Source organism: Pseudomonas sp. UBA6323 (genome assembly GCF_002439135.1).
Classification (GTDB): Bacteria; Pseudomonadota; Gammaproteobacteria; order Pseudomonadales; family Pseudomonadaceae; genus Aquipseudomonas.
The window spans coordinates 17,913-40,406 of the sequence record NZ_DJSX01000039.1; the positions used below are offsets into that span (position 1 = coordinate 17,913).

At 63.3% G+C, this 22,494-nt stretch carries 17 protein-coding genes and 1 pseudogene; 17 read left to right on the forward strand and 1 reads right to left on the reverse strand.

Annotated features, from left to right (window positions below; genetic code table 11):
- Window positions 1-2 precede the first annotated feature (2 nt).
- The 15 genes and pseudogenes from rsmH to lpxC all read left to right on the forward strand — a co-directional run bounded on the left by rsmH (window position 3) and on the right by lpxC (window position 17,280).
- Window positions 3-947, forward strand: a complete 945-nt coding sequence (rsmH, locus tag B3P22_RS08585) for a 16S rRNA (cytosine(1402)-N(4))-methyltransferase RsmH (protein ID WP_296270658.1) — start codon at window positions 3-5, stop codon at window positions 945-947.
- On the forward strand, window positions 944-1,237 hold the full coding sequence (gene ftsL / locus B3P22_RS08590; protein WP_092380077.1) for a cell division protein FtsL: 294 nt from the start codon (window positions 944-946) through the stop codon (window positions 1,235-1,237). Before rsmH ends, ftsL begins: the two co-directional genes overlap by 4 nt.
- Entirely contained in the window at window positions 1,234-2,961 is a 1,728-nt protein-coding gene (locus B3P22_RS08595; protein WP_296270659.1) for a peptidoglycan D,D-transpeptidase FtsI family protein, read from the forward strand. Before ftsL ends, B3P22_RS08595 begins: the two co-directional genes overlap by 4 nt.
- Window positions 2,961-4,424: a UDP-N-acetylmuramoyl-L-alanyl-D-glutamate--2,6-diaminopimelate ligase gene (locus B3P22_RS08600; protein ID WP_296270660.1), complete on the forward strand. Its 1,464-nt coding sequence runs from the start codon at window positions 2,961-2,963 to the stop codon at window positions 4,422-4,424. Before B3P22_RS08595 ends, B3P22_RS08600 begins: the two co-directional genes overlap by 1 nt.
- Complete coding sequence (locus tag B3P22_RS08605) at window positions 4,417-5,793, forward strand: UDP-N-acetylmuramoyl-tripeptide--D-alanyl-D-alanine ligase (protein WP_296270661.1); 1,377 nt, start codon at window positions 4,417-4,419, stop codon at window positions 5,791-5,793. Before B3P22_RS08600 ends, B3P22_RS08605 begins: the two co-directional genes overlap by 8 nt.
- Window positions 5,794-6,876, forward strand: a complete 1,083-nt coding sequence (mraY, locus tag B3P22_RS08610; protein WP_197857487.1) for a phospho-N-acetylmuramoyl-pentapeptide-transferase — start codon at window positions 5,794-5,796, stop codon at window positions 6,874-6,876.
- A gap of 6 nt (window positions 6,877-6,882) precedes the next feature.
- Complete coding sequence (murD, locus tag B3P22_RS08615) at window positions 6,883-8,229, forward strand: UDP-N-acetylmuramoyl-L-alanine--D-glutamate ligase (protein WP_296270662.1); 1,347 nt, start codon at window positions 6,883-6,885, stop codon at window positions 8,227-8,229.
- Window positions 8,229-9,446, forward strand: a complete 1,218-nt coding sequence (ftsW, locus tag B3P22_RS08620) for a putative lipid II flippase FtsW (protein ID WP_296270663.1) — start codon at window positions 8,229-8,231, stop codon at window positions 9,444-9,446. Before murD ends, ftsW begins: the two co-directional genes overlap by 1 nt.
- Window positions 9,436-10,506, forward strand: coding sequence for an undecaprenyldiphospho-muramoylpentapeptide beta-N-acetylglucosaminyltransferase (gene murG, locus B3P22_RS08625; RefSeq protein ID WP_041976974.1), 1,071 nt, complete (start codon window positions 9,436-9,438; stop codon window positions 10,504-10,506). Before ftsW ends, murG begins: the two co-directional genes overlap by 11 nt.
- A 34-nt stretch (window positions 10,507-10,540) precedes the next feature.
- A complete protein-coding gene (gene murC, locus B3P22_RS08630) occupies window positions 10,541-11,941 on the forward strand; it encodes a UDP-N-acetylmuramate--L-alanine ligase (protein WP_296270678.1) in 1,401 nt (466 codons plus the stop codon).
- The gene (locus B3P22_RS08635) at window positions 11,938-12,879 is read left to right on the forward strand and encodes a D-alanine--D-alanine ligase (RefSeq protein ID WP_296270664.1); all 942 of its coding nucleotides are present in this window, start codon (window positions 11,938-11,940) and stop codon (window positions 12,877-12,879) included. The genes murC and B3P22_RS08635 overlap by 4 nt, the downstream gene beginning before the upstream one ends.
- 3 nt (window positions 12,880-12,882) lie before the next feature.
- Window positions 12,883-13,749 (forward strand): cell division protein FtsQ/DivIB, encoded by an 867-nt coding sequence (locus B3P22_RS08640; protein WP_197857478.1) that lies wholly within the window; start codon window positions 12,883-12,885, stop codon window positions 13,747-13,749.
- A 16-nt stretch (window positions 13,750-13,765) separates the two neighbouring features.
- Window positions 13,766-15,018: pseudogene (ftsA, locus tag B3P22_RS08645) on the forward strand (cell division protein FtsA).
- Between the two features lie 45 nt (window positions 15,019-15,063).
- On the forward strand, window positions 15,064-16,257 hold the full coding sequence (gene ftsZ / locus B3P22_RS08650; protein WP_296270665.1) for a cell division protein FtsZ: 1,194 nt from the start codon (window positions 15,064-15,066) through the stop codon (window positions 16,255-16,257).
- Window positions 16,258-16,368: 111 nt separating this feature from the next.
- The gene (lpxC, locus tag B3P22_RS08655) at window positions 16,369-17,280 is read left to right on the forward strand and encodes a UDP-3-O-acyl-N-acetylglucosamine deacetylase (RefSeq protein WP_013714156.1); all 912 of its coding nucleotides are present in this window, start codon (window positions 16,369-16,371) and stop codon (window positions 17,278-17,280) included.
- Window positions 17,281-17,926: 646 nt separating this feature from the next.
- Here the strand turns inward: lpxC and B3P22_RS08660 are convergent.
- A complete protein-coding gene (locus tag B3P22_RS08660; RefSeq protein ID WP_296270666.1) occupies window positions 17,927-18,382 on the reverse strand; it encodes a DUF721 domain-containing protein in 456 nt (151 codons plus the stop codon).
- Between the two features lie 78 nt (window positions 18,383-18,460).
- Here B3P22_RS08660 and B3P22_RS08665 point away from each other — a divergent pair, with 78 nt between their 5' ends.
- Together B3P22_RS08665 and secA are read left to right on the forward strand one after the other, a co-directional pair.
- Window positions 18,461-19,381: a M23 family metallopeptidase gene (locus B3P22_RS08665; protein ID WP_296270667.1), complete on the forward strand. Its 921-nt coding sequence runs from the start codon at window positions 18,461-18,463 to the stop codon at window positions 19,379-19,381.
- A 241-nt stretch (window positions 19,382-19,622) separates the two neighbouring features.
- Window positions 19,623-22,358: a preprotein translocase subunit SecA gene (gene secA / locus B3P22_RS08670; protein ID WP_296270668.1), complete on the forward strand. Its 2,736-nt coding sequence runs from the start codon at window positions 19,623-19,625 to the stop codon at window positions 22,356-22,358.
- Window positions 22,359-22,494 lie beyond the last annotated feature (136 nt).

A 22,494-nucleotide genomic window follows, 5' to 3' on the forward strand; every position in this document is an offset into this window, starting at 1 on the left:
CCATGACCGACAGCAACTTCCGCCATATCACCGTGCTGCTCGACGAAGCCGTCGAGGGGCTCGCCGTGCGCGCTGATGGTTGCTATATGGATGGCACCTTCGGACGAGGAGGGCATAGCCGGCTGATCCTGCAGAAGCTCGGGCCGGGAGGGCGGCTACTGGGGTTCGACAAGGATCCCCTGGCGATAGCCACCGGGGAAGCATTGGCGGCCGAAGACGGCCGCTTTGTCGTTGTGCAGCGCAGTTTTGCGGAACTCGGCGACGAGGCTGTTGTCCGCGGCCTTCGCGGTCAGGTCTCCGGCATCCTTCTGGACCTCGGCGTGTCATCGCCGCAGCTGGATGATCCGGAGCGCGGCTTCAGCTTTCTTAATGACGGCCCGCTGGACATGCGCATGAACCCGGATGCCGGCGTGAGTGCCGCTGACTGGATCGCCACGGCGGATGAAGACGAAATCGCCCGCGTGATGAAGGACTATGGCGAGGAGCGTTTTGCCAAGCGCATGGCGCGCGCTGTGGTGCAGCGCCGTGCCGAGCAGCCGTTCACCCGCACCGCTGATTTGGCGAAAGTCCTGACCGATGCCAATCCCGCCTGGGAAAAGGGCAAGAACCCGGCGACTCGCGCTTTCCAGGGTGTCCGTATTCACGTCAACAACGAGCTCGGCGATCTCGAGCGCGGGCTCGAGGCTGCGCTGGAAACGCTGGAGGTGGGCGGCCGTCTGGTGGTGATCAGCTTCCATTCGCTGGAAGACCGTATCGTCAAACAGTTCATGAAACGCCAGGCCAAGGGCGAAGCGGACAAGCTGCCGCGCGACCTGCCGATCATCCCGAAAGCCTTCGAGCCGCGTCTGAAGCTGATCGGCAAGCCGGTCTATGCCGCCGAAGCCGAACTCAAGGCCAACCCGCGCTCGCGCAGCGCGGTGATGCGCATCGCGGAGAAGTTGCGGTGAGCCGCCGGCTGATCAAATCCATGCCCAATGGCAGCTTTCTGATGCTGCTGTTGTTCGTCGCTATTCTGGTTTCTGCCGTGGCCGTGGCCTACAGCGCGCACTGGAATCGCGTATTGCTCAACGAGCTGTATGGCGAGCTGAGCGTGCGTGACAAAACCCAGGCCGAGTGGGGCCGGCTGATTCTCGAGCAAAGCACCTGGACTGCGCACAATCGCATCGAGGCGCTGGCCAGCGAACAGCTGAAAATGCACATTCCCGACCCTGCGGCCGTGCGCATGGTGCGTCCATGATCGGTCTCGAAGGCGCACTCTATCCCTGGCGTTTCCGCCTGGTGCTGGTGCTGCTCGCGCTGATGGTCGGTGCCATCGCCTGGCGCATGCTCGATCTGCAGGTGCTCGACCATGATTTCCTCAAGGCTCATGGCGATGCCCGTAGTGTTCGGCATATCCCGATTCCTGCACACCGCGGCCTGATCACCGACCGTAACGGCGAGCCGCTGGCGGTCAGTACGCCGGTGACCACGCTGTGGGCGAACGGCAAGGAACTGCAAGCTGGTCGCGGGCAGTGGCCGGCGCTGGCTGCGGCTCTGGGTCAGGACCCGGCCAACTTCGCCGCGCGTCTGGAGCAGAACAAGGAACGCGAGTTCATGTACCTGGTGCGCGGCCTGACCCCGGAGAACGGTCAGCGCGTGCTGGACCTGAAAGTGCCGGGCGTCTATGCCATCGAAGAATTCCGCCGTTTCTACCCGGCAGGCGAAGTTGCCGCGCATGTCGTTGGCTTCACCGACATCGACGATCGTGGTCGCGAGGGTATGGAGTTGGCCTACGAGGACTGGCTGGCCGGTGTGCCGGGCAAGCGCCAGGTGCTCAAGGACCGTCGCGGCAAGCTGATCAAGGATGTACAGGTCGCTCAGAACGCCAAGGCTGGCAAGGCCCTGGCGTTGTCGATCGACCTGCGCCTGCAGTACCTGGCCCATCGTGAGCTGCGCAATGCGTTGCTGGAAAACGATGCCAAGGCCGGCAGCCTGGTCATGGTCGACGTGAAAACCGGCGAAGTGCTGGCGATGGTTAACCATCCGACCTACAACCCAAACAACCGCCGCAGCCTGACACCGGCCGCCATGCGCAACCGCGCCATGATCGATGTGTTCGAACCCGGTTCTACCATCAAGCCGCTGTCGATGGCCGCTGCCCTGGAGTCCGGCCGCTGGAAGCCCAGCGATATCGTCCAGGTCGGCAATGGCACCCTGCAGATCGGTCGTTACAGCATTCGCGACGTTTCCCGTACGCAAGGTCCGGCGCTGGACCTGACCGGCATCCTGATCAACTCCAGTAACGTTGGCATGAGCAAGATCGCCTTCGACGTAGGCGGAGAGAACATCCATCAGGTACTGAGCAACCTCGGCTTCGGCCGTGACACCGGCCTGGGTTTCCCAGGTGAGCGGGTCGGCAATCTACCCAATCACCGTCAGTGGCGTCAGGCGGAAACGGCCACGTTATCCTACGGCTATGGCCTGTCGGTGACCGCCGTGCAGCTGGCGCATGCCTATGCAGCACTGGCCAATGGCGGCAGCATGACGCCGCTGTCGATGATTCGTGTGGACAGCAAGCCGAGCGCATTGCAGGTGGTGCCGCCTGAGGTGGCCAAGACCCTGCAGGGCATGTTGCAGCAGGTGGTCGAGGCGCCGCGTGGTGTGTTCCGCGCTCAGGTGCCGGGCTACCACGTCGCTGGCAAGAGCGGCACGGCGCGCAAGACCAACGCCGGAGCCAAGGGCTATCAGACCAACTCCTATCGCTCCCTGTTCGCGGGCTTCGCCCCGGCACAGGACCCGCGCATTGCGCTGGTCGTGGTGATCGACGAGCCCGGCAAGGGCGCCTATTACGGCGGCCTGATCTCTGCACCGGTGTTCAGCCGGGTGATGGCTGGCTCGCTGCGTTTGATGAATATTGCGCCGGACAACCTGCCGTCCCCCGAGCAGAAGATGGCGGCCGCTGGCCAGGGAGGGCGTAACTGATGCCCATGCCACTCAACCAGTTTCTGCCGGCTGCCGAGAGCAGCGCGCTGATTCGTGAACTGACTCTGGATAGCCGCAAGGTGCGTCCGGGTGATCTGTTCCTGGCCGTGCAGGGTACCCAGCAGGATGGTCGCGTGCATATCGCCGATGCCATCGCGCGTGGCGCAGCCGCCGTCGCCTTCGAGGCAGAAGGCGCCCCCGCCCTGCACGCCGATAGCACCGTGCTGATCCCGGTAAAAGGTCTCGCCAAACAGCTTTCGGCCATCGCCGGGCGCTTCTACGGTGAGCCGAGCCGTGCCCTGTATCTGGTCGGCATTACCGGGACCAACGGCAAGACCAGTGTCAGCCAGTTGCTGGCGCAGGCGCTGGATCTGCTCGGCCAACCCTGCGGCATCGTTGGTACTTTGGGCAATGGTTTCCATGGCGCGCTGGAGCAGGGTAAGCACACAACGCCCGATCCGGTCGGCGTGCAGGCCACTCTCGCGTCGCTCAAGCAAGCCGGTGCCCGCGCCGTGGCCATGGAAGTGTCTTCCCATGGCCTGGACCAGGGCCGTGTCGCCGCGCTGGAGTTCGACGTTGCGGTGTTCACCAACCTATCGCGTGATCACCTCGATTACCACGGCAGCATGGAGGCTTATGGCGCAGCCAAGGCCAAGTTGTTCGCCTGGCCAAATCTGCGTTGCCGGGTGATCAACCTTGATGACGCCTTCGGCCGTGAGCTGGCGGCGCAAACGCACGAGTCGCGCCTGATCGGCTACAGCCTGAACGATGCTGGCGCCTTTCTTTATTGCAGCGAAGCGCACTTCGATGATCACGGCGTGCGCGCGCGCCTGGTCACGCCGCGTGGCGAGGGCGTGCTGCGCAGCAACCTGCTCGGTCGTTTCAACCTCAGCAATCTGCTGGCCGTGGTCGGTGCGCTACTGGGGCTGGATTTCGCACTCGATGAGATTCTCAGGGTGCTGCCGCAGCTGCAGGGTCCGGCTGGTCGCATGCAGCGCCTGGGCGGTGGCGACAAGCCGCTGGTAGTGGTCGATTACGCGCACACCCCCGATGCCCTGGAGAAAGTCCTCGAAGCCATGCGCCCGCATGTGGAAGGGCGTCTGGTTTGTCTGTTTGGCTGTGGCGGCGATCGCGATAGTGGCAAGCGTCCGTTGATGGCCGCCGTCGCCGAGCGCCTGGCTGATGCGGTGTGGGTGACCGATGACAATCCGCGCACCGAAGAGCCGGCGCAGATCGTTGCCGATATCCGCGCGGGCTTCGCAGCACCGGAACAGGTGCAGTTCATTCACGGTCGTGGCGATGCCATTGCGCGTCTGATCGCCCAGGCCGAGGCTGCCGACGTGCTGGTGCTGGCAGGCAAGGGTCACGAGGATTACCAGGAAATCATGGGTGTGCGTCAGCCGTTCTCCGACCTGATCGAAGCGAACAAGGCCCTGGCGGCCTGGGAGGCGGCTCATGCTTAAGCCCTGGCTGCTCAGCGAAGTCGCCGCGGACCTGAATGCGAGCGTGATTGGCGCCGATGTCGCGTTTTCCGCCGTGGGCACCGACAGCCGCACCATCACCGCTGGCCAGTTGTTCGTGGCGCTGACCGGGCCGCGTTTCGACGGCCACGACTACCTGGCCGAAGTCGCCGCGAAGGGCGCAGTTGCTGCACTGGTCGAGCGTGAAGTGGAGGGAGCACCGCTGCCGCAGTTGCTGGTGGCAGATACCCGCATGGCGCTTGGTCAGCTGGGCGCGCTGAATCGCCAGGCCTTCACCGGCCCGCTGGCGGCTGTTACCGGCTCCAGTGGTAAGACCAGCGTCAAGGAGATGCTCGCGTCCATTCTGCGCGCCGGCCTGAACGGCGCGGTGCTGGCCACCCGTGGCAACCTCAACAACGATCTTGGCGCACCGCTGACCCTGTTGGAGTTGGCACCGGAGCATCGCGCCGGCGTGATCGAACTCGGCGCCAACCATGTCGGCGAGATCGCCTACACCGTCAGCCTGACCCGGCCGCAGGTGGCGATCATCACCAATGCCGGCAATGCCCATGTCGGCGAGTTCGGCGGTCCGGAAAAGATCGTCGAGGCCAAGGGCGAGATTCTCGAGGGCCTGCCGAACGATGGCGTGGCCGTGCTCAACCTGGATGACAAGGCCTTTATCACCTGGCAGCGCCGCGCGGCTGGCCGCCAGGTATGCAGCTTCGCGCTGCGCGATACCCGCGCCGACTTCCACGGCAGCGACCTGGCCCGCGACGAGCGTGGTTGCCAGGGCTTCACTCTGCGCAGCCCGCTTGGCAGCGCGCCTATTCAACTCAACCTGCTGGGCGAGCACAACGTGGCCAATGCACTGGCTGCCTGCGCCGCGGCTCATGCCCTTGGCATGCCGTTGGTCGCCATGGTTCAGGGGCTGGAAAATCTGCAGCCGGTCAAGGGCCGCGCCGTAGCGCAGCTGGCGCCGAACGGCGTTCGGGTTATCGATGACAGTTACAACGCCAACCCCGTGTCTATGTGCGCGGCGGTGGATATACTCGCCGGCTTCTCCGGTCGCACCGTCCTGGTGCTGGGAGACATGGGCGAGCTGGGCGAATGGGCCGAACAGGGTCATCGCGATGTCGGCCGCCATGCCGCGGGCAAGATCGATGCGCTGTATGCCGTCGGCCCGCTGATGCGTTTTGCTGTCGAGGAGTTCGGCTCAAAAGGCCGCCACTTCGTCGAACAAGCCGAGCTGATCGAAGCGCTTCACGCCGAGCAGGCCGGCAGCACACTACTAATCAAGGGTTCACGCAGCGCAGCCATGGACAAGGTCGTGGCGGCGCTGTGTGGCATATCTGTATCTGGGGAGAGTCACTAAATGCTGCTGCTGCTGGCAGAGTACCTGCAACAGTTTTACAAGGGCTTCGCGGTCTTTCAGTACCTGACCCTGCGCGGCATCCTCGGCGTGCTCACCGCCCTGGCGCTGTCGCTGTGGCTTGGCCCGTGGATGATCCGCACCCTGCAGGTGCGTCAGATCGGCCAGGCCGTGCGCAACGACGGCCCGCAATCGCACCTGTCGAAGAAAGGCACGCCGACCATGGGCGGCGCGCTGATCCTCACCGCCATCGCCGTCAGCACGCTGCTCTGGGCCGACCTGTCCAACCGCTACGTGTGGGTGGTGCTGGCCGTTACCCTGGCGTTCGGCGCCATCGGCTGGGTCGATGACTACCGCAAGGTGATCGAGAAGAACTCGCGCGGCCTGCCGAGTCGCTGGAAGTACTTCTGGCAGTCGGTGTTCGGCCTGGGCGCTGCCTTCTTCCTTTATATGACCGCGCAGAATCCGGTAGAAACCACGCTGATCCTGCCGCTGCTGAAAGACGTCAGCATTCCGCTGGGCATCGGTTTCGTGGTGCTGACCTACTTCGTCATCGTTGGCTCGAGCAACGCGGTGAACCTTACCGACGGCCTCGATGGCCTGGCCATTCTGCCCACCGTGATGGTTGGCGGCGCCCTGGGTATCTTCTGCTACCTGTCGGGCAACGTGAATTTCTCCGAGTACCTGCTGATCCCCTACGTGCCGGGCGCCGGTGAGCTGATCGTGTTCTGCGCCGCGCTGGTTGGCGCCGGTCTGGGCTTTCTGTGGTTCAACACCTACCCGGCGCAGGTGTTCATGGGCGACGTCGGCGCGCTGGCGCTGGGCGCCGCACTGGGCACCATCGCCGTGATCGTGCGCCAGGAAGTGGTGCTGTTCATCATGGGCGGCGTTTTCGTCATGGAAACCCTGTCGGTGATCATCCAGGTCGCCAGCTTCAAGTTGACCGGCAAGCGCGTGTTCCGCATGGCGCCGATCCATCACCATTTCGAACTCAAGGGCTGGCCCGAGCCACGCGTGATCGTCCGTTTCTGGATCATCACCGTGATTCTCGTGCTGATCGGCCTTGCCACCCTGAAACTGAGGTAATTGAGCGTGTCGTTGATCGCTTCCGACCAGTTCCGCATCATTGTCGGCCTCGGCAAGAGCGGCATGTCCCTGGTGCGCTTCCTGGCGCAGCAGGGCGTGCGCTTTGCCGTGGCCGACACGCGCGCGAACCCGCCGGAGCTGGAAACGCTCAAGCGCGATTACCCGCAGGTGGAAGTACGCTGCGGCGAGCTGGATGTGGATTTCCTCTGCCGCGCCTCGGAGCTGTACGTGAGCCCGGGCCTGGCCGTGGCCACGCCGGCATTGGCCGAAGCCGCTGTGCGTGGGGTGAAACTGTCCGGCGACATCGACCTGTTCGCGCGTCATGCCAAGGCGCCGATCATCGCCATCACCGGCTCCAACGCCAAGAGCACCGTCACCACCCTGGTGGGCGAAATGGCGACTGCCGCCGGTAAGCGCGTGGCCGTAGGCGGCAACCTCGGCACGCCGGCGCTGGACCTGCTGGCCGATGACGTCGAGCTGTACGTGCTGGAGCTGTCCAGCTTCCAGTTGGAAACCACCGATCAGCTCAATGCCGAAGTAGCCACCTGCCTGAACATCAGCGAAGACCACATGGACCGCTACAGCGGCCTGCCGGCTTATCACCTGGCCAAGCACCGGATCTTCCGTGGCGCTCGTCAGGTGGTGATCAACCGTGACGACGCGCTGTCGCGTCCGCTGATCGCCGACCAGGTGACCAGCTGGGAATTCGGCCTGGGTAAGCCGGACTTCAAGCGCTTCGGCCTGCTCGAAGAGAGCGGCGAAAAATGCCTGGCGTTTCGTTTCGAGGCGCTGCTGCCGGTGAGCGAATTGAAGATTCGCGGCGCACACAACCAGTCCAACGCCCTGGCAGCCCTGGCGCTCGGTCACGCCGTCGGCCTGCCGATGGAGGCGATGCTCGCCACGTTGCGTCAGTTCGCCGGTTTGCCGCACCGCTGCCAATGGGTCGGTGAGCGCGCCGGGGTGAACTACTACGACGACTCCAAGGCCACCAATGTCGGTGCTGCACTGGCGGCCATCGAAGGCCTCGGCGCGGATATCGCCGGCAAGCTGGTGCTGATCGCAGGTGGCGACGGCAAGGGTGCAGATTTCTCCGCACTGAAGGCGCCGGTTGCGCGCCTCTGCCGCGCCGTTGTGCTGCTGGGGCGTGATGCCGAGCGCCTGGCCGGGGCATTGGGCGATGCTGCGCCGCTGGTGCGGGTGGCAACACTCGATGAAGCCGTGCAGCGCTGCAGCGAACTGGCCGAGGCTGGCGATGCCGTGCTGTTGTCGCCAGCTTGCGCCAGCCTGGACATGTTCAAGAACTTCGAAGAGCGCGGACGCCTGTTCGCCCAGGCCGTGGGAGGGCTGTCCTGATGCTGGCCTTCCTGCGCGTTCGCCCTTCGCCGCTGCTGGGACGCGGCTTCGATGTCGACTTCCCGATGCTGGCTGGCTGCCTCGGCCTGCTCGGCCTGGGCCTGGTGATGATCACCTCGGCTTCGTCGGAAGTGGCGGCGGCGCTGTCCGGCAACCCGCTGTATCACATGATTCGCCACCTGGTTTATCTGGTCATCGGTCTCGGCGCAGCCGGCATCGTGCTGATGATTCCGATGAGCTTCTGGCAGCGCTATGGCTGGATGCTGCTGCTGGCCGCGTTCGGTTTGCTGGTGTTGGTGCTGATCCCCGGAATCGGCCGAGAGGTCAACGGTGCGCGGCGCTGGATTGGCTTCGGCGCCTTCAACGTGCAGCCATCGGAAATCGCCAAGGTCTTCGTCGTGGTCTACCTGGCCGGCTATCTGGTGCGTCGCCAGGAAGAAGTGCGCGAAAGCTGGATGGGCTTCTTCAAGCCGTTCGTGGTGCTGTTGCCGATGGCCGGCCTGCTGCTGCTGGAGCCGGACTTCGGTGCCACCGTAGTGATGATGGGCTCGGCCATGGCCATGCTGTTTCTCGGCGGCGTCGGCATGCTGCGCTTCGGCCTGATGGTGGCTCTGGCGGTCGGCGCCGTTTTCGTCCTGGTGCAGACCCAGGAATATCGCCTGCAGCGTCTGATCACCTTTACCGACCCCTGGGCGGATCAGTATGGCTCGGGCTACCAGCTGACCCAGGCGCTGATCGCCTTCGGCCGTGGTGAATGGTTCGGCGTGGGCCTGGGCAACAGCATCCAGAAGCAGTTCTACCTGCCGGAAGCGCATACAGACTTCGTCTTCTCGGTACTGGCCGAGGAGCTGGGCTTTGTCGGCGCGCTGGCGACCCTGGCACTGTTCGTCTTCGTCTGCGTGCGCGGCCTGTATATCGGTTTGTGGGCGGAGAAGGCCAAGCAGTTCTTCTCCGCCTATGTGGCCTACGGCCTGTCCTTCCTGTGGATCGGCCAGTTCCTGATCAATATCGGGGTGAACACCGGTCTGCTGCCGACCAAGGGCCTGACCCTCCCGTTCCTCAGCTACGGCGGCTCGTCGCTGGTGATCTGTTGCGTCAGCCTGGCGATCCTGCTGCGTATCGAATGGGAGGCGCGCAACGTGCTGGGCAACGAGGATATCGAGTTCAGCGAAGAGGATTTCGCCGAGCCGAACAAGGAGGTCGCCCATGCGCGGTAATGTCTTGATCATGGCTGGCGGCACCGGCGGCCACGTGTTCCCGGCGCTGGCCTGCGCGCGTGAGTTCCAGACCCGCGGCTACAGTGTGCACTGGCTGGGTACGCCGCGTGGTATCGAGAACGAACTGGTGCCGCAAGCTGGCTTGCCGCTGCACCTGATCAACGTCAGCGGTCTGCGTGGCAAGAGCAAGCTGTCCCTGCTCAAGGCGCCGTTCCAACTGCTGCGCTCGCTGCTGCAGGCGCGCCGCATCGTGCGCGAGCTGCAGCCGGTATGCGTGCTGGGCATGGGCGGCTATGTCACCGGCCCGGGTGGTCTGGCTGCGCGTATGGCCGGCGTGCCGCTGGTGATCCACGAGCAGAACGCCGTGGCCGGTACCGCCAACCGCCTGCTGTCGCGTATCGCCACGCGCATCTGCGAAGCCTTCCCGAATACCTTCGGCGCATCCGACAAGCGGCGCACCACCGGTAATCCGGTGCGTGAAGAGCTGTTCCTGGAAACGCCGCGCGAGCCGCTGGTTGGTCGCAAGCCGAAATTGCTGGTCCTCGGCGGTAGCCTGGGGGCCGAGCCACTGAACAAACTGTTGCCGGCCGCGCTGGGGAAAATTGCCGCTGACGTTCGTCCGCAGGTGTTCCACCAGGCCGGTAAACAACATGCCGAAATCACTGCGGAGCGTTATCGCGATGCTGCGGTCGAAGCCGAGGTCGCGCCCTTCATCAAAGACATGGCTCGCGCCTACGGTTGGGCTGATCTGGTGGTTTGCCGCGCTGGCGCACTGACAGTCAGCGAGCTGGCCGCCGCAGGTCTGCCGTCGTTTCTGGTGCCGCTGCCGCACGCCATCGACGACCACCAGTCCCGCAATGCCGAATACCTGGCGAAGGAGGGCGCAGCTGTCCTTCTTGCGCAACATGCCACTGACGCGGACACGCTTGCCGCGCAGCTCACCGAGGTTCTGATGCACCTGGAAAAACTCAATGTCATGGGCGCCACCGCGCGTCGCCTGGCCAAGCCCGATGCAACCCGCACGGTGGTCGACATCTGCCAGGAGGTGATGCGTGGCTAAGTCGCCTGCTGCGGTCAAGGCTGAAGTGCGGCGCATGCGTCGTATCCGTCGCATCCACTTCGTCGGTATCGGCGGTGTGGGCATGTGCGGTATCGCCGAGGTGCTGCTGAACCTGGGTTACGAAGTGTCCGGCTCGGACCTCAAGGCCTCGGCCGTGACCGAGCGCCTGGAAAACTTCGGGGCGACCATATTCATCGGTCACCGCGCGGAAAACGCCGAGCAAGCCGATGTGCTGGTGGTATCCAGCGCCGTCAACACCAGCAACCCGGAGGTCGCCACTGCGCTGGAGCGTCGTATTCCGGTGGTGCCGCGTGCCGAGATGCTCGCCGAGCTGATGCGCTACCGTCACGGCATCGCCGTCGCCGGCACCCACGGCAAGACCACTACTACCAGCCTGCTGGCTTCGGTATTCGCTGCTGGCGGCCTGGACCCGACCTTCGTCATCGGTGGCCGCCTGAATGCGGCCGGCACCAATGCTCAGCTCGGCTCCAGCCGCTTCCTGATCGCAGAAGCGGACGAGAGCGACGCCAGTTTCCTGCATCTGCAGCCGATGGTTTCGGTGGTCACCAACATCGACGCCGACCACATGAGCACCTATGGCGGAGACTTCAACAGGCTGAAGAAGACCTTCGTCGAGTTCCTGCACAACCTGCCGTTCTACGGCCTGGCCGTGCTCTGCGTGGACGACCCGGTGGTGCGCGAGCTGCTGCCGCAGGTTGGTCGCCCGACCGTGACCTACGGCTTCTCCGAAGATGCTGATATACGTGCGATCAACGTACGCCAGCAAGGCATGCGCACCTATTTCACCGTGCTGCGCCCGGACTGCGAGCCGCTCGACGTGTCGGTGAACATGCCGGGCAATCACAATGTGCTCAATGCACTGGCGACCATCGCCATCGCCAGCGACGAAGGCATCGACGATGCCGCCATCGTCAGCGGTCTGTCCGGCTTCCAGGGCGTCGGCCGGCGCTTCCAGGTCTACGGCGAACTGCCGGTGGATGGCGGCAGCGTGATGCTGGTGGACGACTACGGTCATCACCCGCGTGAAGTGGCCGCGGTGATCAAGGCCGTACGCGGCGGCTGGCCGGAGCGTCGCCTGGTCATGGTCTACCAGCCGCATCGTTACAGCCGTACCCGCGATCTGTACGACGACTTCGTGCAGGTGCTCGGTGAGTCCAACGTGCTGTTGCTGGTTGAGGTGTACCCGGCCGGCGAGGAGCCGATTCCAGGTGCCGACAGCCGTCAGCTGTGCCACAGCATTCGTCAGCGCGGCAAGCTCGACCCGATCTACGTCGAGCGTGGCGCCGACCTGGCGCCGCTGCTCAGACCGCTGCTGCGCGCCGGCGACATTCTGCTGTGCCAGGGCGCTGGCGATATCGGCGCGGTGGCGCCGCAATTGATCAAGCACCCACTGTTCGTGGGGGAGTCGAAATGAGTTTGCACAATACCCTCGATCCCAAGGCGTTCGGCCGCGTCGCCGTGCTGTTCGGCGGCAAGAGCGCCGAGCGCGAGGTGTCGCTGAAATCCGGTAATGCGGTGCTCAGCGCCCTGCAGACGGCTGGCGTGGACGCCTTCGGCATCGATGTGGGTGATGATTTCCTGGCTCGTTTGAACAGCGAGAAGATCGACCGCGCGTTCATCGTGCTGCACGGCCGCGGTGGTGAGGACGGCTCCATGCAGGGCCTGCTCGAATGCGCCGGCATTCCCTACACCGGTAGCGGCATCCTCGCTTCGGCGCTGGCCATGGATAAGCTGCGCACCAAGCAGGTCTGGCACAGCCTCGGCCTGCCGACGCCGCGTCACGCCGTGCTGACCTCGCAGGCCGATTGCGAAGCCGCCGCGGCAGAGCTGGGCTTCCCGCTGATCGTCAAACCGGCCCATGAGGGCTCGAGCATCGGCATGGCCAAGGTGGAAAGCCTGGAGGCGTTGATCGCTGCCTGGCAGGACGCCGCTCGTTACGACAGCCAGGTGCTGGTCGAACAGTGGATCGCCGGCCCCGAGTACACCATCGCCGTGTTGCGTGGTGAAGTGCTGCCGCCCATTGGGCTCGGCACCCCGCACACCTTCTACGACTACGACGCCAAGTACCTGGCCGATGACACCCAGTACCGCATTCCTTGCGGCCTGTCCGCCGACAAGGAAGCCGAGCTGAAAGCGCTCACCGCACGCGCCTGCGAGGCCGTGGGCACTCAGGGCTGGGCGCGCGCCGACGTGATGCAGGACGCCAGCGGCCAGTTCTGGTTGCTGGAAGTGAACACCGTACCGGGCATGACCGATCACAGCCTGGTGCCGATGGCCGCACGCGCTGCGGGCCTGGATTTCCAGCAACTGGTGCTGGCGATTCTGGCCGACAGCGTCGAGGCGAGGGGTTAAGTCATGACAGTGGCTTTGCGTCACCAGGACACGCTGAGGGCTCCGCTGCGCGGTAAGCCCGCGCCGCGTGGCGCCAGCCGTCTGGTGGCCAAAGAGCCGATGCGCCTGCGCATGCCCAAACCGGATTTCTCCTGGGTCGGGCGTGTGCTCTGGCCGCTGCTGCTGGTCGGTTTGGGCTTTGGCGCCTACGAAGGTGCGCAGCGTCTGCTGCCATACGCCGACCGCCCGATCGCGCGCATCAGCGTGCAGGGTGATCTGGCTTACGTCAGCCAGCAGGCGGTACAGCGGAGGATCGCGCCATTCATCGAGGCGAGCTTCTTCAGCGCCGACCTGCGCGGCATGCGCGAGGAACTGGAGCGCATGCCCTGGATAGCCCACGCCGAAGTGCGTCGCGTCTGGCCGGATCAGATCGACGTGCGCCTGGAAGAACAACTGCCCATCGCTCGTTGGGGTGACGAGGCGCTGCTCAACAACCAGGGCCAGGCGTTCGCGCCGCAGGAGCTGGACAACTACCAGCACCTGCCACAGCTTTCCGGCCCCAAGCGCGCGCAACCGAAGGTGATGCAGCAGTATCAGATGCTTAGCCAACTGCTGCGGCCGATGGGCTTCACCGTGGTCGGGCTGCAACTGCGTGAACGTGGCAGCTGGTTCCTCTCGGCCACCGAGAATGCCAGCGGCCAGCGTATCGACATCCTGTTGGGGCGTGATCACGTGGTGGAAAAAATGCGTCGGTTCGCCGCCATCTATGAGCGGGAACTGAAAGAACAGAGCGCGAACATCGCGCGCATCGACCTGCGTTATGCCAACGGTTTGGCCGTGGCCTGGCGTGAGCCGGTGGAGCCGGCTGCGGCCGAGCAGAAAGTGAATTGAGAAGAGGCAGGACTAAATGAGTAGCGCGCAGAGCGGCAAGATGATCGTTGGCCTGGACATCGGCACCTCCAAGGTGNNGTGGTGGCGCTGGTGGGCGAGGTGACGGCCGACGGCCAGCTGGAAATCGTCGGCATCGGCACCCATCCGTCGCGCGGGCTGAAGAAAGGCGTGGTGGTCAATATCGAGTCCACCGTGGCCTCGATTCAGCGCGCCGTGGAAGAGGCGCAGCTGATGGCCGGTTGCCGCATCCATTCGGCGTTCGTCGGCGTGGCCGGCAATCATATCCGCAGCCTCAACAGCCACGGCATCGTCGCCATCCGCGATCGAGAAGTGAGCCCGGCCGATATCGAGCGCGTGCTCGACGCTGCACAGGCCGTGGCCATCCCGGCGGACCAGCGGGTATTGCACACCCTGGCGCAGGATTACGTGATCGATAATCAGGAAGGCGTGCGCGAGCCGCTGGGCATGTCCGGCGTGCGTCTGGAGGCTAAGGTGCACGTGGTTACCTGCGCCGTTAATGCCGCACAGAACATCGAGAAGTGCGTGCGCCGTTGCGGCCTGGAAGTCGACGACATCATTCTCGAGCAGCTTGCATCCGCTTATTCGGTACTGACCGAGGACGAGAAGGAGCTGGGCGTGTGCCTGGTGGACATCGGTGGTGGCACCACCGATATCGCCATCTTCACCGAGGGCGCGATTCGCCATACCGCGGTGATCCCGATCGCCGGTGATCAGGTGACCAACGACATCGCGATGGCCCTGCGTACGCCGACCCAGTACGCCGAGGAGATCAAGATCCGCTACGCCTGCGCCCTGGCCAAGCTGGCTGGTGCCGGCGAGACCATCAAGGTGCCGAGCGTCGGCGATCGTCCGCCGCGCGACCTGTCGCGCCAGTCCCTGGCCGAAGTGGTCGAGCCGCGTTACGACGAGCTGTTCACCCTGGTTCAGGCCGAGCTGCGTCGCAGTGGCTACGAAGACCTGATTCCCGCCGGCATCGTCATGACCGGCGGTACGGCAAAGATGGAAGGCGCGGTGGAACTGGCCGAGGAAATCTTCCACATGCCGGTACGCCTCGGCGTGCCGCACAGCGTCAAGGGCATGGCCGATGTCGTGCGCAACCCGATTTATTCCACCGGTGTGGGCTTGCTGATGTACGGGCTGCAGAAGCAGAACGACGGCATTTCCATGTCGGTGGGCAGTCCTTATCAGGACGAGAGCAAAACCCCGGTACTCGAACGCATCAAGCGTTGGGTGCAAGGCAATTTCTAAATTTTGCAGTAGGCGTTACACAACTAGAAAGGAAGGAGAGGGATCATGTTCGAACTAGTAGACAACATTCCACAAAGCGCGGTGATCAAAGTCATCGGTGTCGGTGGTGGCGGCGGTAACGCGGTCAATCACATGGCTGTCAGCAACATTGAGGGCGTCGAGTTCATCTGCGCCAACACCGATGCGCAGGCGCTGAAGAACATCGGTGCGCGCACCGTTCTGCAGCTCGGCCCGGGCGTGACCAAGGGCCTGGGTGCTGGCGCCAATCCGGAAGTCGGTCGTCAGGCCGCGCTGGAAGATCGCGAGCGCATCGCCGAAGTACTTTCCGGCACCGATATGGTGTTCATCACCACCGGCATGGGTGGTGGTACCGGTACCGGCGCCGCGCCGGTCATCGCTGAAGTGGCCAAGGAGCTGGGCATTCTCACCGTGGCCGTGGTTACCCGTCCGTTCCCGTTCGAAGGCAAGAAGCGCATGGTCATCGCCGATGAAGGCATCCGTGCGCTGGCCGAGAGCGTCGACTCGCTGATCACCATCCCCAACGAAAAACTGCTGACCATCCTCGGCAAGGATGCCAGCCTGCTGTCCGCCTTCGCCAAGGCTGACGACGTGCTGGCCGGTGCCGTGCGCGGTATCTCCGACATCATCAAGCGTCCGGGCATGATCAACGTCGACTTCGCCGACGTGAAGACCGTGATGAGTGAAATGGGCATGGCCATGATGGGCACTGGCTGCGCCAGCGGTCCGAACCGTGCGCGTGAAGCCACCGAAGCGGCCATCCGCAACCCGCTGCTGGAAGACGTCAATCTGCAGGGCGCCCGCGGCATCCTGGTGAATATCACTGCCGGTCCTGACCTGTCCTTGGGCGAGTACTCCGACGTGGGTAGCATCATCGAGCAGTTCGCTTCCGAGCAGGCCACCGTCAAGGTTGGCACCGTGATCGATGCCGACATGCGTGATGAGCTGCACGTTACCGTGGTCGCCACCGGCCTTGGTGCGCGCATGGAAAAACCGGTCAAGGTGGTCGATAACACCGTGCAGGTCGCCGTCAGCCAGCCGGTCGCCCAGCAGCCCGCCGCGCAGCCGCGTAGCGAGCAATCGGTCAACTACAAGGACTACGAGCGTCCGACCGTACAGCGTCAGAGCCACAGCGGCGCGGCCACTGCAGCCAAGCTCAATACCCAGGACGATATGGATTACCTGGATATTCCGGCTTTCCTGCGTCGCCAGGCTGATTGATGGAATTTATCAGGAGTATATGGGTGATTGGTGTTCAGCAAAGGTCGGTTCTGCTATCATTCCCGACCATTGTTGAAAACAGTTCGCAACTAGCGATATAGCGGCCAAGCCATGATCAGACAACGCACCCTGAAGAACATCATCCGTGCCACCGGCGTTGGCCTGCATTCGGGGGAGAAGGTTTACCTGACCCTGAAGCCGGCACCGGTGGACACTGGTATCGTGTTTCGTCGCACCGATCTCGACCCCGTCGTGGAAATCCGCGCACTGGCCGGGAATGTCGGTGAAACCACCATGTCGACCACGTTGATCAATGGTGATGTCAAGGTGGATACGGTAGAGCATCTGCTTTCGGCCATGGCAGGCCTGGGCATCGATAACGCCTACGTCGAGCTCTCCGCGTCCGAAGTACCGATCATGGATGGCAGTGCCGGTCCCTTTGTATTCCTGATTCAATCCGCTGGCCTGCAGGAGCAGGAAGCGCCGAAGAAGTTCATCCGCATCCTGCGTGAGGTAACCGTGGAGGAGGGCGACAAGCGCGCCACCTTCGTGCCTTTCGACGGCTTCAAGGTGAGCTTCGAGATCGACTTCGATCACCCCGTGTTCCGCAACCGTACGCAGAGCGCCAGTGTGGATTTCTCCAGCACGTCTTTCGTCAAGGAAGTCAGCCGGGCCCGCACTTTCGGCTTCATGCGTGACATCGAGTTCCTGCGTTCGCAGAATCTGGCGCTCGGTGGCAGTGTGGAAAACGCCATCGTGGTCGACGAGTATCGCGTGCTCAATGAGGACGGCCTGCGTTACGAGGACGAATTCGTCAAGCACAAGATTCTCGACGCCATCGGCGACCTGTACCTGCTGGGTAACAGCCTGATCGGCGAGTTCAAGGGTTTCAAGTCTGGTCACGCACTGAACAATCGTTTGCTGCGTACGCTGATTGAGCAGACCGATGCCTGGGAAATGGTGACCTTCGAGGACGCCAAGCTCGCGCCGATCTCTTACATGCGCCCGGTTGCGGCCGTGTAAACCTACTCTCTTTCCAGCTTTATTTGAGGCCACCTTCGGGTGGCCTTTTTTATGGTTCTTCGCATAGTTTGGGGAAGTTGCGGTTTGACACCGTACTGGCAAATAAATGTGTGCTTTCGGTATTGGCACTATCCATTGGCGCGTCGCCTGATCTGATGGGTTTCACCCCTTACGGGCGACTCACTTTCTTTGCTTGTGCAAAGAAAGTAAGCAAAGAAACACACCCCTGCATACGGCCCCGGCTGCGCCGGGGTTCCCTCGCTCCATCACCGCTCCAGGGGCACGACCGGATGCGGCCCACCGACGAAGGGCCATCCCTGGCCCATCACGGCTCTCGCGACATCCATGTCGCTCAACCCCTTCCACGGCGATTCCACTCGGCCTCCTGAAGGGGGAGCTTGTGCGTCGTCTGTGAGATCGCGCTTCAAGAGCAAAAGCCAAACGCTCAGCGCACGCGGTAATGGATAGTGCTAAGTCAGTAAGCGATGCGCACACAAACTTGCCAGTCCGGTGTCAAGCGTATCCTCCCCCGGAGAGCGCGAAATGCTGGGGCGGTTGAGGGAAAGGAACGGTTCAGGAGGATTTCTGGCGCCATTTGCCTGGCGTAGGGCGCGAGCGGGAGTTTGCCGACGAACGGAGCGGGGCGTTATTCGCCTTTCTGGGTATGACTGGCCAGGCGCTCCAATGCGGCGCGCAGCCTGGGGTCGCTGATACCTTCGGCGGTCGCCTGAATGCTTTGGGCGGCGCTATTGGACAAGTGCAGGGTGCGACCGGTTCCACGATTCTGGCCCCCTTGAGGTTGCACCTTGAACAGAATTTTCGTTAAGGTCGCGAATTCTTCGAGTGCCTGCAGTTGTCGTTGCAGCTTTCTTTGCTGATAACGCAGGCGTGTTGCCCAGTGGCCATCGGTCACGATCAATAGCAGACAGCCTTCACGCCAGGACGCTACATGACAGTGTTCCCGGGCAGCTGGTTGTAGCTGGCTTTCGACAAGACGCTGCAGGTGGGTAAGGCGTTGCGCCTGACCGAACAGCGCTTTCAGGGGCTTGGCTTCGCGTAACAGCTTAGCGGGTGCCTGAGCCGGCAAGGGACGAAACGTCATGGCAGGAGGCCTTTGATTGCAGAGCCGTCATGGTAGCAGAGCGTGCTGCCGGCCTGTGTTCTGCGAAATGGGGAAACCATGCATATCATTCTGCTCAACAGCCGTCACGGTTCGGCGCGAACGATCCATCTAAACCTGCGTTGGTTGCTGCTGTCGGCCGTCCTATTGCTGGTCATGAGCCTGGGCGCTGGTGCCGCGCTGGGCGCCAAGTGGCTGACAGCCGAACCTGTGGTCGACACCTCGCTGGTAGACGCGCTCGACCAGCAGCGCGAGCAGGTCGGTGCGGTACGTCAGGACGCCCAGCGTCAGCTCGATGCGTTCGCCGTGCACGTCGCCGAACTGCAGGCGCGCCTGACCCGGCTCGATGCCCTGGGCGAACGCCTCACCGAGCTGGCAGAGCTGGACGCCGGCGAGTTCGACTTCTCCCTGAGCGTTGGCCAGGGCGGTGCGGAAGATGCCCTGGGCGCTTCGGCTTACACGCCGCCACCTTTCATGAGCGCGCTGGATGAACTCGCCCTGCGTGTCGAAAGCCGCGAACAGCAGCTGGAAGTGCTGGAGCAATTGCTTGGCGAACGTCGCCTGAACGAAGCAGAAACACTGTCCGGACGTCCGGTTTTGCAAGGTTATGTGTCGTCGCCTTTCGGCCGTCGCGTGCATCCGCTGACCGGCCGTTCGAGCATGCACAAGGGCATGGATTTCGCCGCCAAGCCCGGTAGCGATGTGGTTTCCGTGGCGGCGGGGGTGGTGACCTTCTCGGGCAAGAAGAGGGGTTACGGCAATACCGTGGAAATCAGCCACGCCGATGGCTACGTCACGCTTTACGCGCACAACCAGAGCAACACCGTGCAGATCGGTGATCTGGTGCAGCGCGGTCAGACCATCGCCAAGGTCGGTCGCACGGGGCGCTCCACCGGTTATCACGTGCATTTCGAGGTCAGCAAGGATGGCCGTCAGGTCAATCCTGCGCTGTACATCGCGCGTGCCAGCGGCGTCGAGTGAGCATGCCGCTTTTGCGCTGCCCTTGAATTGCCAGCATGCGACCCTCATATAACGTTTCACGCCGCGCCCCCGGTTCGCCGGGGATGCGTGGCCTTCGCCATCACGCGGCAGCAATGGGCTGACAACGTCACTTTCCTCACCGGGTTTTCCGGGTAGAATGCCCCCTTCGCCCGCAGCCATGCAGGCTGCCAGGTCGCGATTTGCGCCGACCTCCATCCATTCGCCGGAAGATCCTGTCGATATGTTTGCGCCTCTGTTTAAAAAACTTTTCGGAAGCAAGAATGAGCGTGAAGTCAAACGCATGCTCAAGGCGGTGCAGTCCGTCAATGTCCTCGAAGAGCAGATGATCGCCCTCTCGGACGAGCAACTGCGTGGCAAGACCGAAGAGTTCAAGGGCCGTCTGGCCAAAGGCGAAACCCTCGACAAACTGCTCCCCGAAGCCTTCGCCGTGGCCCGTGAGGCCGGCAAGCGGGTGATGGGCATGCGCCACTTCGATGTGCAGCTGATCGGCGGTATGACCCTGCATGAAGGCAAGATCGCCGAGATGCGTACCGGTGAGGGCAAGACCCTCGTAGGTACCCTGGCGGTCTACCTCAACGCACTGTCCGGCAAGGGCGTGCACGTGGTCACGGTCAACGAATACCTGGCCCGCCGCGACGCCAACTGGATGCGTCCGCTGTACGAATTCCTCGGCCTGTCCGTCGGCATCGTCACCCCCTTCCAGCCGCCGGAAGAGAAGCGCGCCGCCTACGCCGCCGACATCACCTACGGCACCAACAACGAATTCGGCTTCGACTACCTGCGCGACAACATGGCCTTCAGCCTGGAAGACAAATTCCAGCGCGAGTTGAATTTCGCCGTGATCGACGAAGTCGACTCCATCCTCATCGACGAAGCCCGTACCCCGCTGATCATCTCAGGTCAGGCCGAAGACAGCTCCAAGCTGTACATCGAGATCAACAAGCTGATCCCGCGCCTCAAGCAGCACATCGAGGAAGAAGAAGGCGTGGTGACTCAGGAAGGCCATTACAAGGTCGACGAGAAGTCGCGCCAGGTCGAACTCAACGAGGCCGGCCACCAGTACGTCGAGGAGATGCTCACCGCAGCCGGCCTGCTGGCCGAGGGCGAAAGCCTGTACTCGGCGCACAACCTCGGCCTGCTCACCCACGTCTACGCCGGCCTGCGTGCGCACAAGCTGTTCAATCGCAATGTCGAATACATCGTGCAGAACGGGCAGGTGATTCTGATCGACGAACACACCGGCCGTACCATGCCGGGCCGTCGCCTGTCCGAGGGTCTGCACCAGGCCATCGAAGCCAAGGAAGGGGTGAACATCCAGGCCGAGAGCCAGACGCTGGCCTCGACCACCTTCCAGAACTACTTCCGTCTCTACAACAAGCTGTCCGGTATGACCGGTACCGCCGATACCGAGGCGTTCGAATTCCGCCAGATCTACGGTCTGGACGTGATGGTGATCCCGACCAACAAGGCGATCGCGCGCAAGGACTTCAACGACCTGGTCTACCTGACCCAGGAAGAGAAGTACCAGGCGATCATCGCCGACATCAAGGACTGCCAGGCTCAGGGCCGGCCGATCCTGGTCGGTACCGCGACCATCGAGACCTCCGAGTACGTCAGCCTGCTGCTGAACAAGGAAGGTATCGAGCACAAGGTGCTCAACGCCAAGTTCCACGACAAGGAAGCGGAGATCATCGCCCAGGCCGGCCGTCCGGGTGCGCTGACCATCGCCACCAACATGGCCGGTCGGGGTACCGACATTCTCCTCGGTGGCAACTGGGAAGTGGAAGTTGCCGCGCTGGAAAACCCGACTGACGAGCAGATCGCGCAGATCAAGGCCGAGTGGCAGAAGCGTCACCAGCAGGTGATCGAGGCTGGCGGCCTGCACGTGATCGCTTCCGAGCGTCACGAATCGCGCCGTATCGACAACCAGCTGCGTGGTCGTGCCGGTCGCCAGGGCGACCCGGGTTCGAGCCGCTTCTACCTGTCGCTGGAAGACAACCTGATGCGCATCTTCGCCTCGGATCGGGTGAAGAACTTCATGAAGGCCCTGGGCATGCAGTCCGGTGAGGCCATCGAGCACCGCATGGTCACCAATGCCATCGAGAAGGCCCAGCGCAAGGTCGAAGGCCGCAACTTCGACATGCGCAAGCAACTGCTCGAATTCGACGACGTGGCCAACGAGCAGCGCAAGGTGATCTATCACATGCGCAACAGCCTGCTGGCTGCCGATAACGTCGGCGACACCATCGCCGAGTTCCGCGAGGAAGTGCTGACTGCCGCAGTCAACAACCATATCCCGCCGCAATCGATGCCGGAGCAGTGGGACGTTGCTGGCCTTGAGTCCACCCTGCAGAGCGACTTCGGCATCCAGCTGCCGATCCAGCAGTGGCTGGACGAAGACCACAAGCTGTACGAGGAAACCCTGCGCGAGCGCATCCTCGCCGAGCTGCTGGCGGCGTACAACGAGAAGGAGACTCAGGCCAGCGCCGAGGCCCTGCGCACCTTCGAGAAGCAGATTCTGCTGCGTGTACTGGACGACCTGTGGAAAGACCACCTGTCGACCATGGACCACCTGCGCCACGGTATCCATCTGCGTGGCTACGCGCAGAAGAACCCCAAGCAGGAATACAAGCGCGAGTCCTTCGCCCTGTTCCAGGAACTGCTGGAATCGATCAAGCGCGATGCCATCCGCGTGCTCAGCCACGTTCAGGTGCGTCGCGAAGATCCGGCCGAGGAAGAAGCCCGTCTGCGTCGCGAGGCCGAGGCCATGGCCGAGCGTATGCAGTTCCAGCACGCCGATGCCTCGGCGCTGGCGGCTGAAGAGAATGAAGGCGAAGAGGGCGATGTCGCCGTGGCTGCCGCGCCGGTGCGCGCCGAGCCGAAGGTAGGGCGCAACGAGCCGTGCCCTTGTGGCTCGGGCAAGAAGTACAAGCACTGCCACGGTCAGATCGGCTGATCACGGCAGGTGAGCGCCGCCAAGGCGCTTGCAGTAGAGGGGGCTTCGGCTATGCTGTTGCCGCCCTCGATGACGCCGCGACGGCTCTGCCGCTCGCGGCGTTTTACCATCTTTCAGGCCGCCTGGCGGTCGGCAC

What these genes read in the sequence shown, in the direction of transcription:
- ftsW (WP_296270663.1), top strand. Translation starts at nt 8,229, where the DNA reads ATGCTGGCCTTCCTGCGCGTTCGCCCTTCGCCGCTGCTGGGACGCGGC.
- mraY (WP_197857487.1), top strand. Translation starts at nt 5,794, where the DNA reads ATGCTGCTGCTGCTGGCAGAGTACCTGCAACAGTTTTACAAGGGCTTC.
- B3P22_RS08660 (WP_296270666.1), bottom strand. Translation starts at nt 18,382, where the DNA reads ATGACGTTTCGTCCCTTGCCGGCTCAGGCACCCGCTAAGCTGTTACGC.
- B3P22_RS08605 (WP_296270661.1), top strand. Translation starts at nt 4,417, where the DNA reads ATGCTTAAGCCCTGGCTGCTCAGCGAAGTCGCCGCGGACCTGAATGCG.
- B3P22_RS08665 (WP_296270667.1), top strand. Translation starts at nt 18,461, where the DNA reads ATGCATATCATTCTGCTCAACAGCCGTCACGGTTCGGCGCGAACGATC.
- secA (WP_296270668.1), top strand. Translation starts at nt 19,623, where the DNA reads ATGTTTGCGCCTCTGTTTAAAAAACTTTTCGGAAGCAAGAATGAGCGT.
- murC (WP_296270678.1), top strand. Translation starts at nt 10,541, where the DNA reads ATGCGTCGTATCCGTCGCATCCACTTCGTCGGTATCGGCGGTGTGGGC.
- B3P22_RS08635 (WP_296270664.1), top strand. Translation starts at nt 11,938, where the DNA reads ATGAGTTTGCACAATACCCTCGATCCCAAGGCGTTCGGCCGCGTCGCC.
- lpxC (WP_013714156.1), top strand. Translation starts at nt 16,369, where the DNA reads ATGATCAGACAACGCACCCTGAAGAACATCATCCGTGCCACCGGCGTT.
- rsmH (WP_296270658.1), top strand. Translation starts at nt 3, where the DNA reads ATGACCGACAGCAACTTCCGCCATATCACCGTGCTGCTCGACGAAGCC.
- B3P22_RS08600 (WP_296270660.1), top strand. Translation starts at nt 2,961, where the DNA reads ATGCCCATGCCACTCAACCAGTTTCTGCCGGCTGCCGAGAGCAGCGCG.
- B3P22_RS08640 (WP_197857478.1), top strand. Translation starts at nt 12,883, where the DNA reads ATGACAGTGGCTTTGCGTCACCAGGACACGCTGAGGGCTCCGCTGCGC.
- murG (WP_041976974.1), top strand. Translation starts at nt 9,436, where the DNA reads ATGCGCGGTAATGTCTTGATCATGGCTGGCGGCACCGGCGGCCACGTG.
- B3P22_RS08595 (WP_296270659.1), top strand. Translation starts at nt 1,234, where the DNA reads ATGATCGGTCTCGAAGGCGCACTCTATCCCTGGCGTTTCCGCCTGGTG.
- ftsZ (WP_296270665.1), top strand. Translation starts at nt 15,064, where the DNA reads ATGTTCGAACTAGTAGACAACATTCCACAAAGCGCGGTGATCAAAGTC.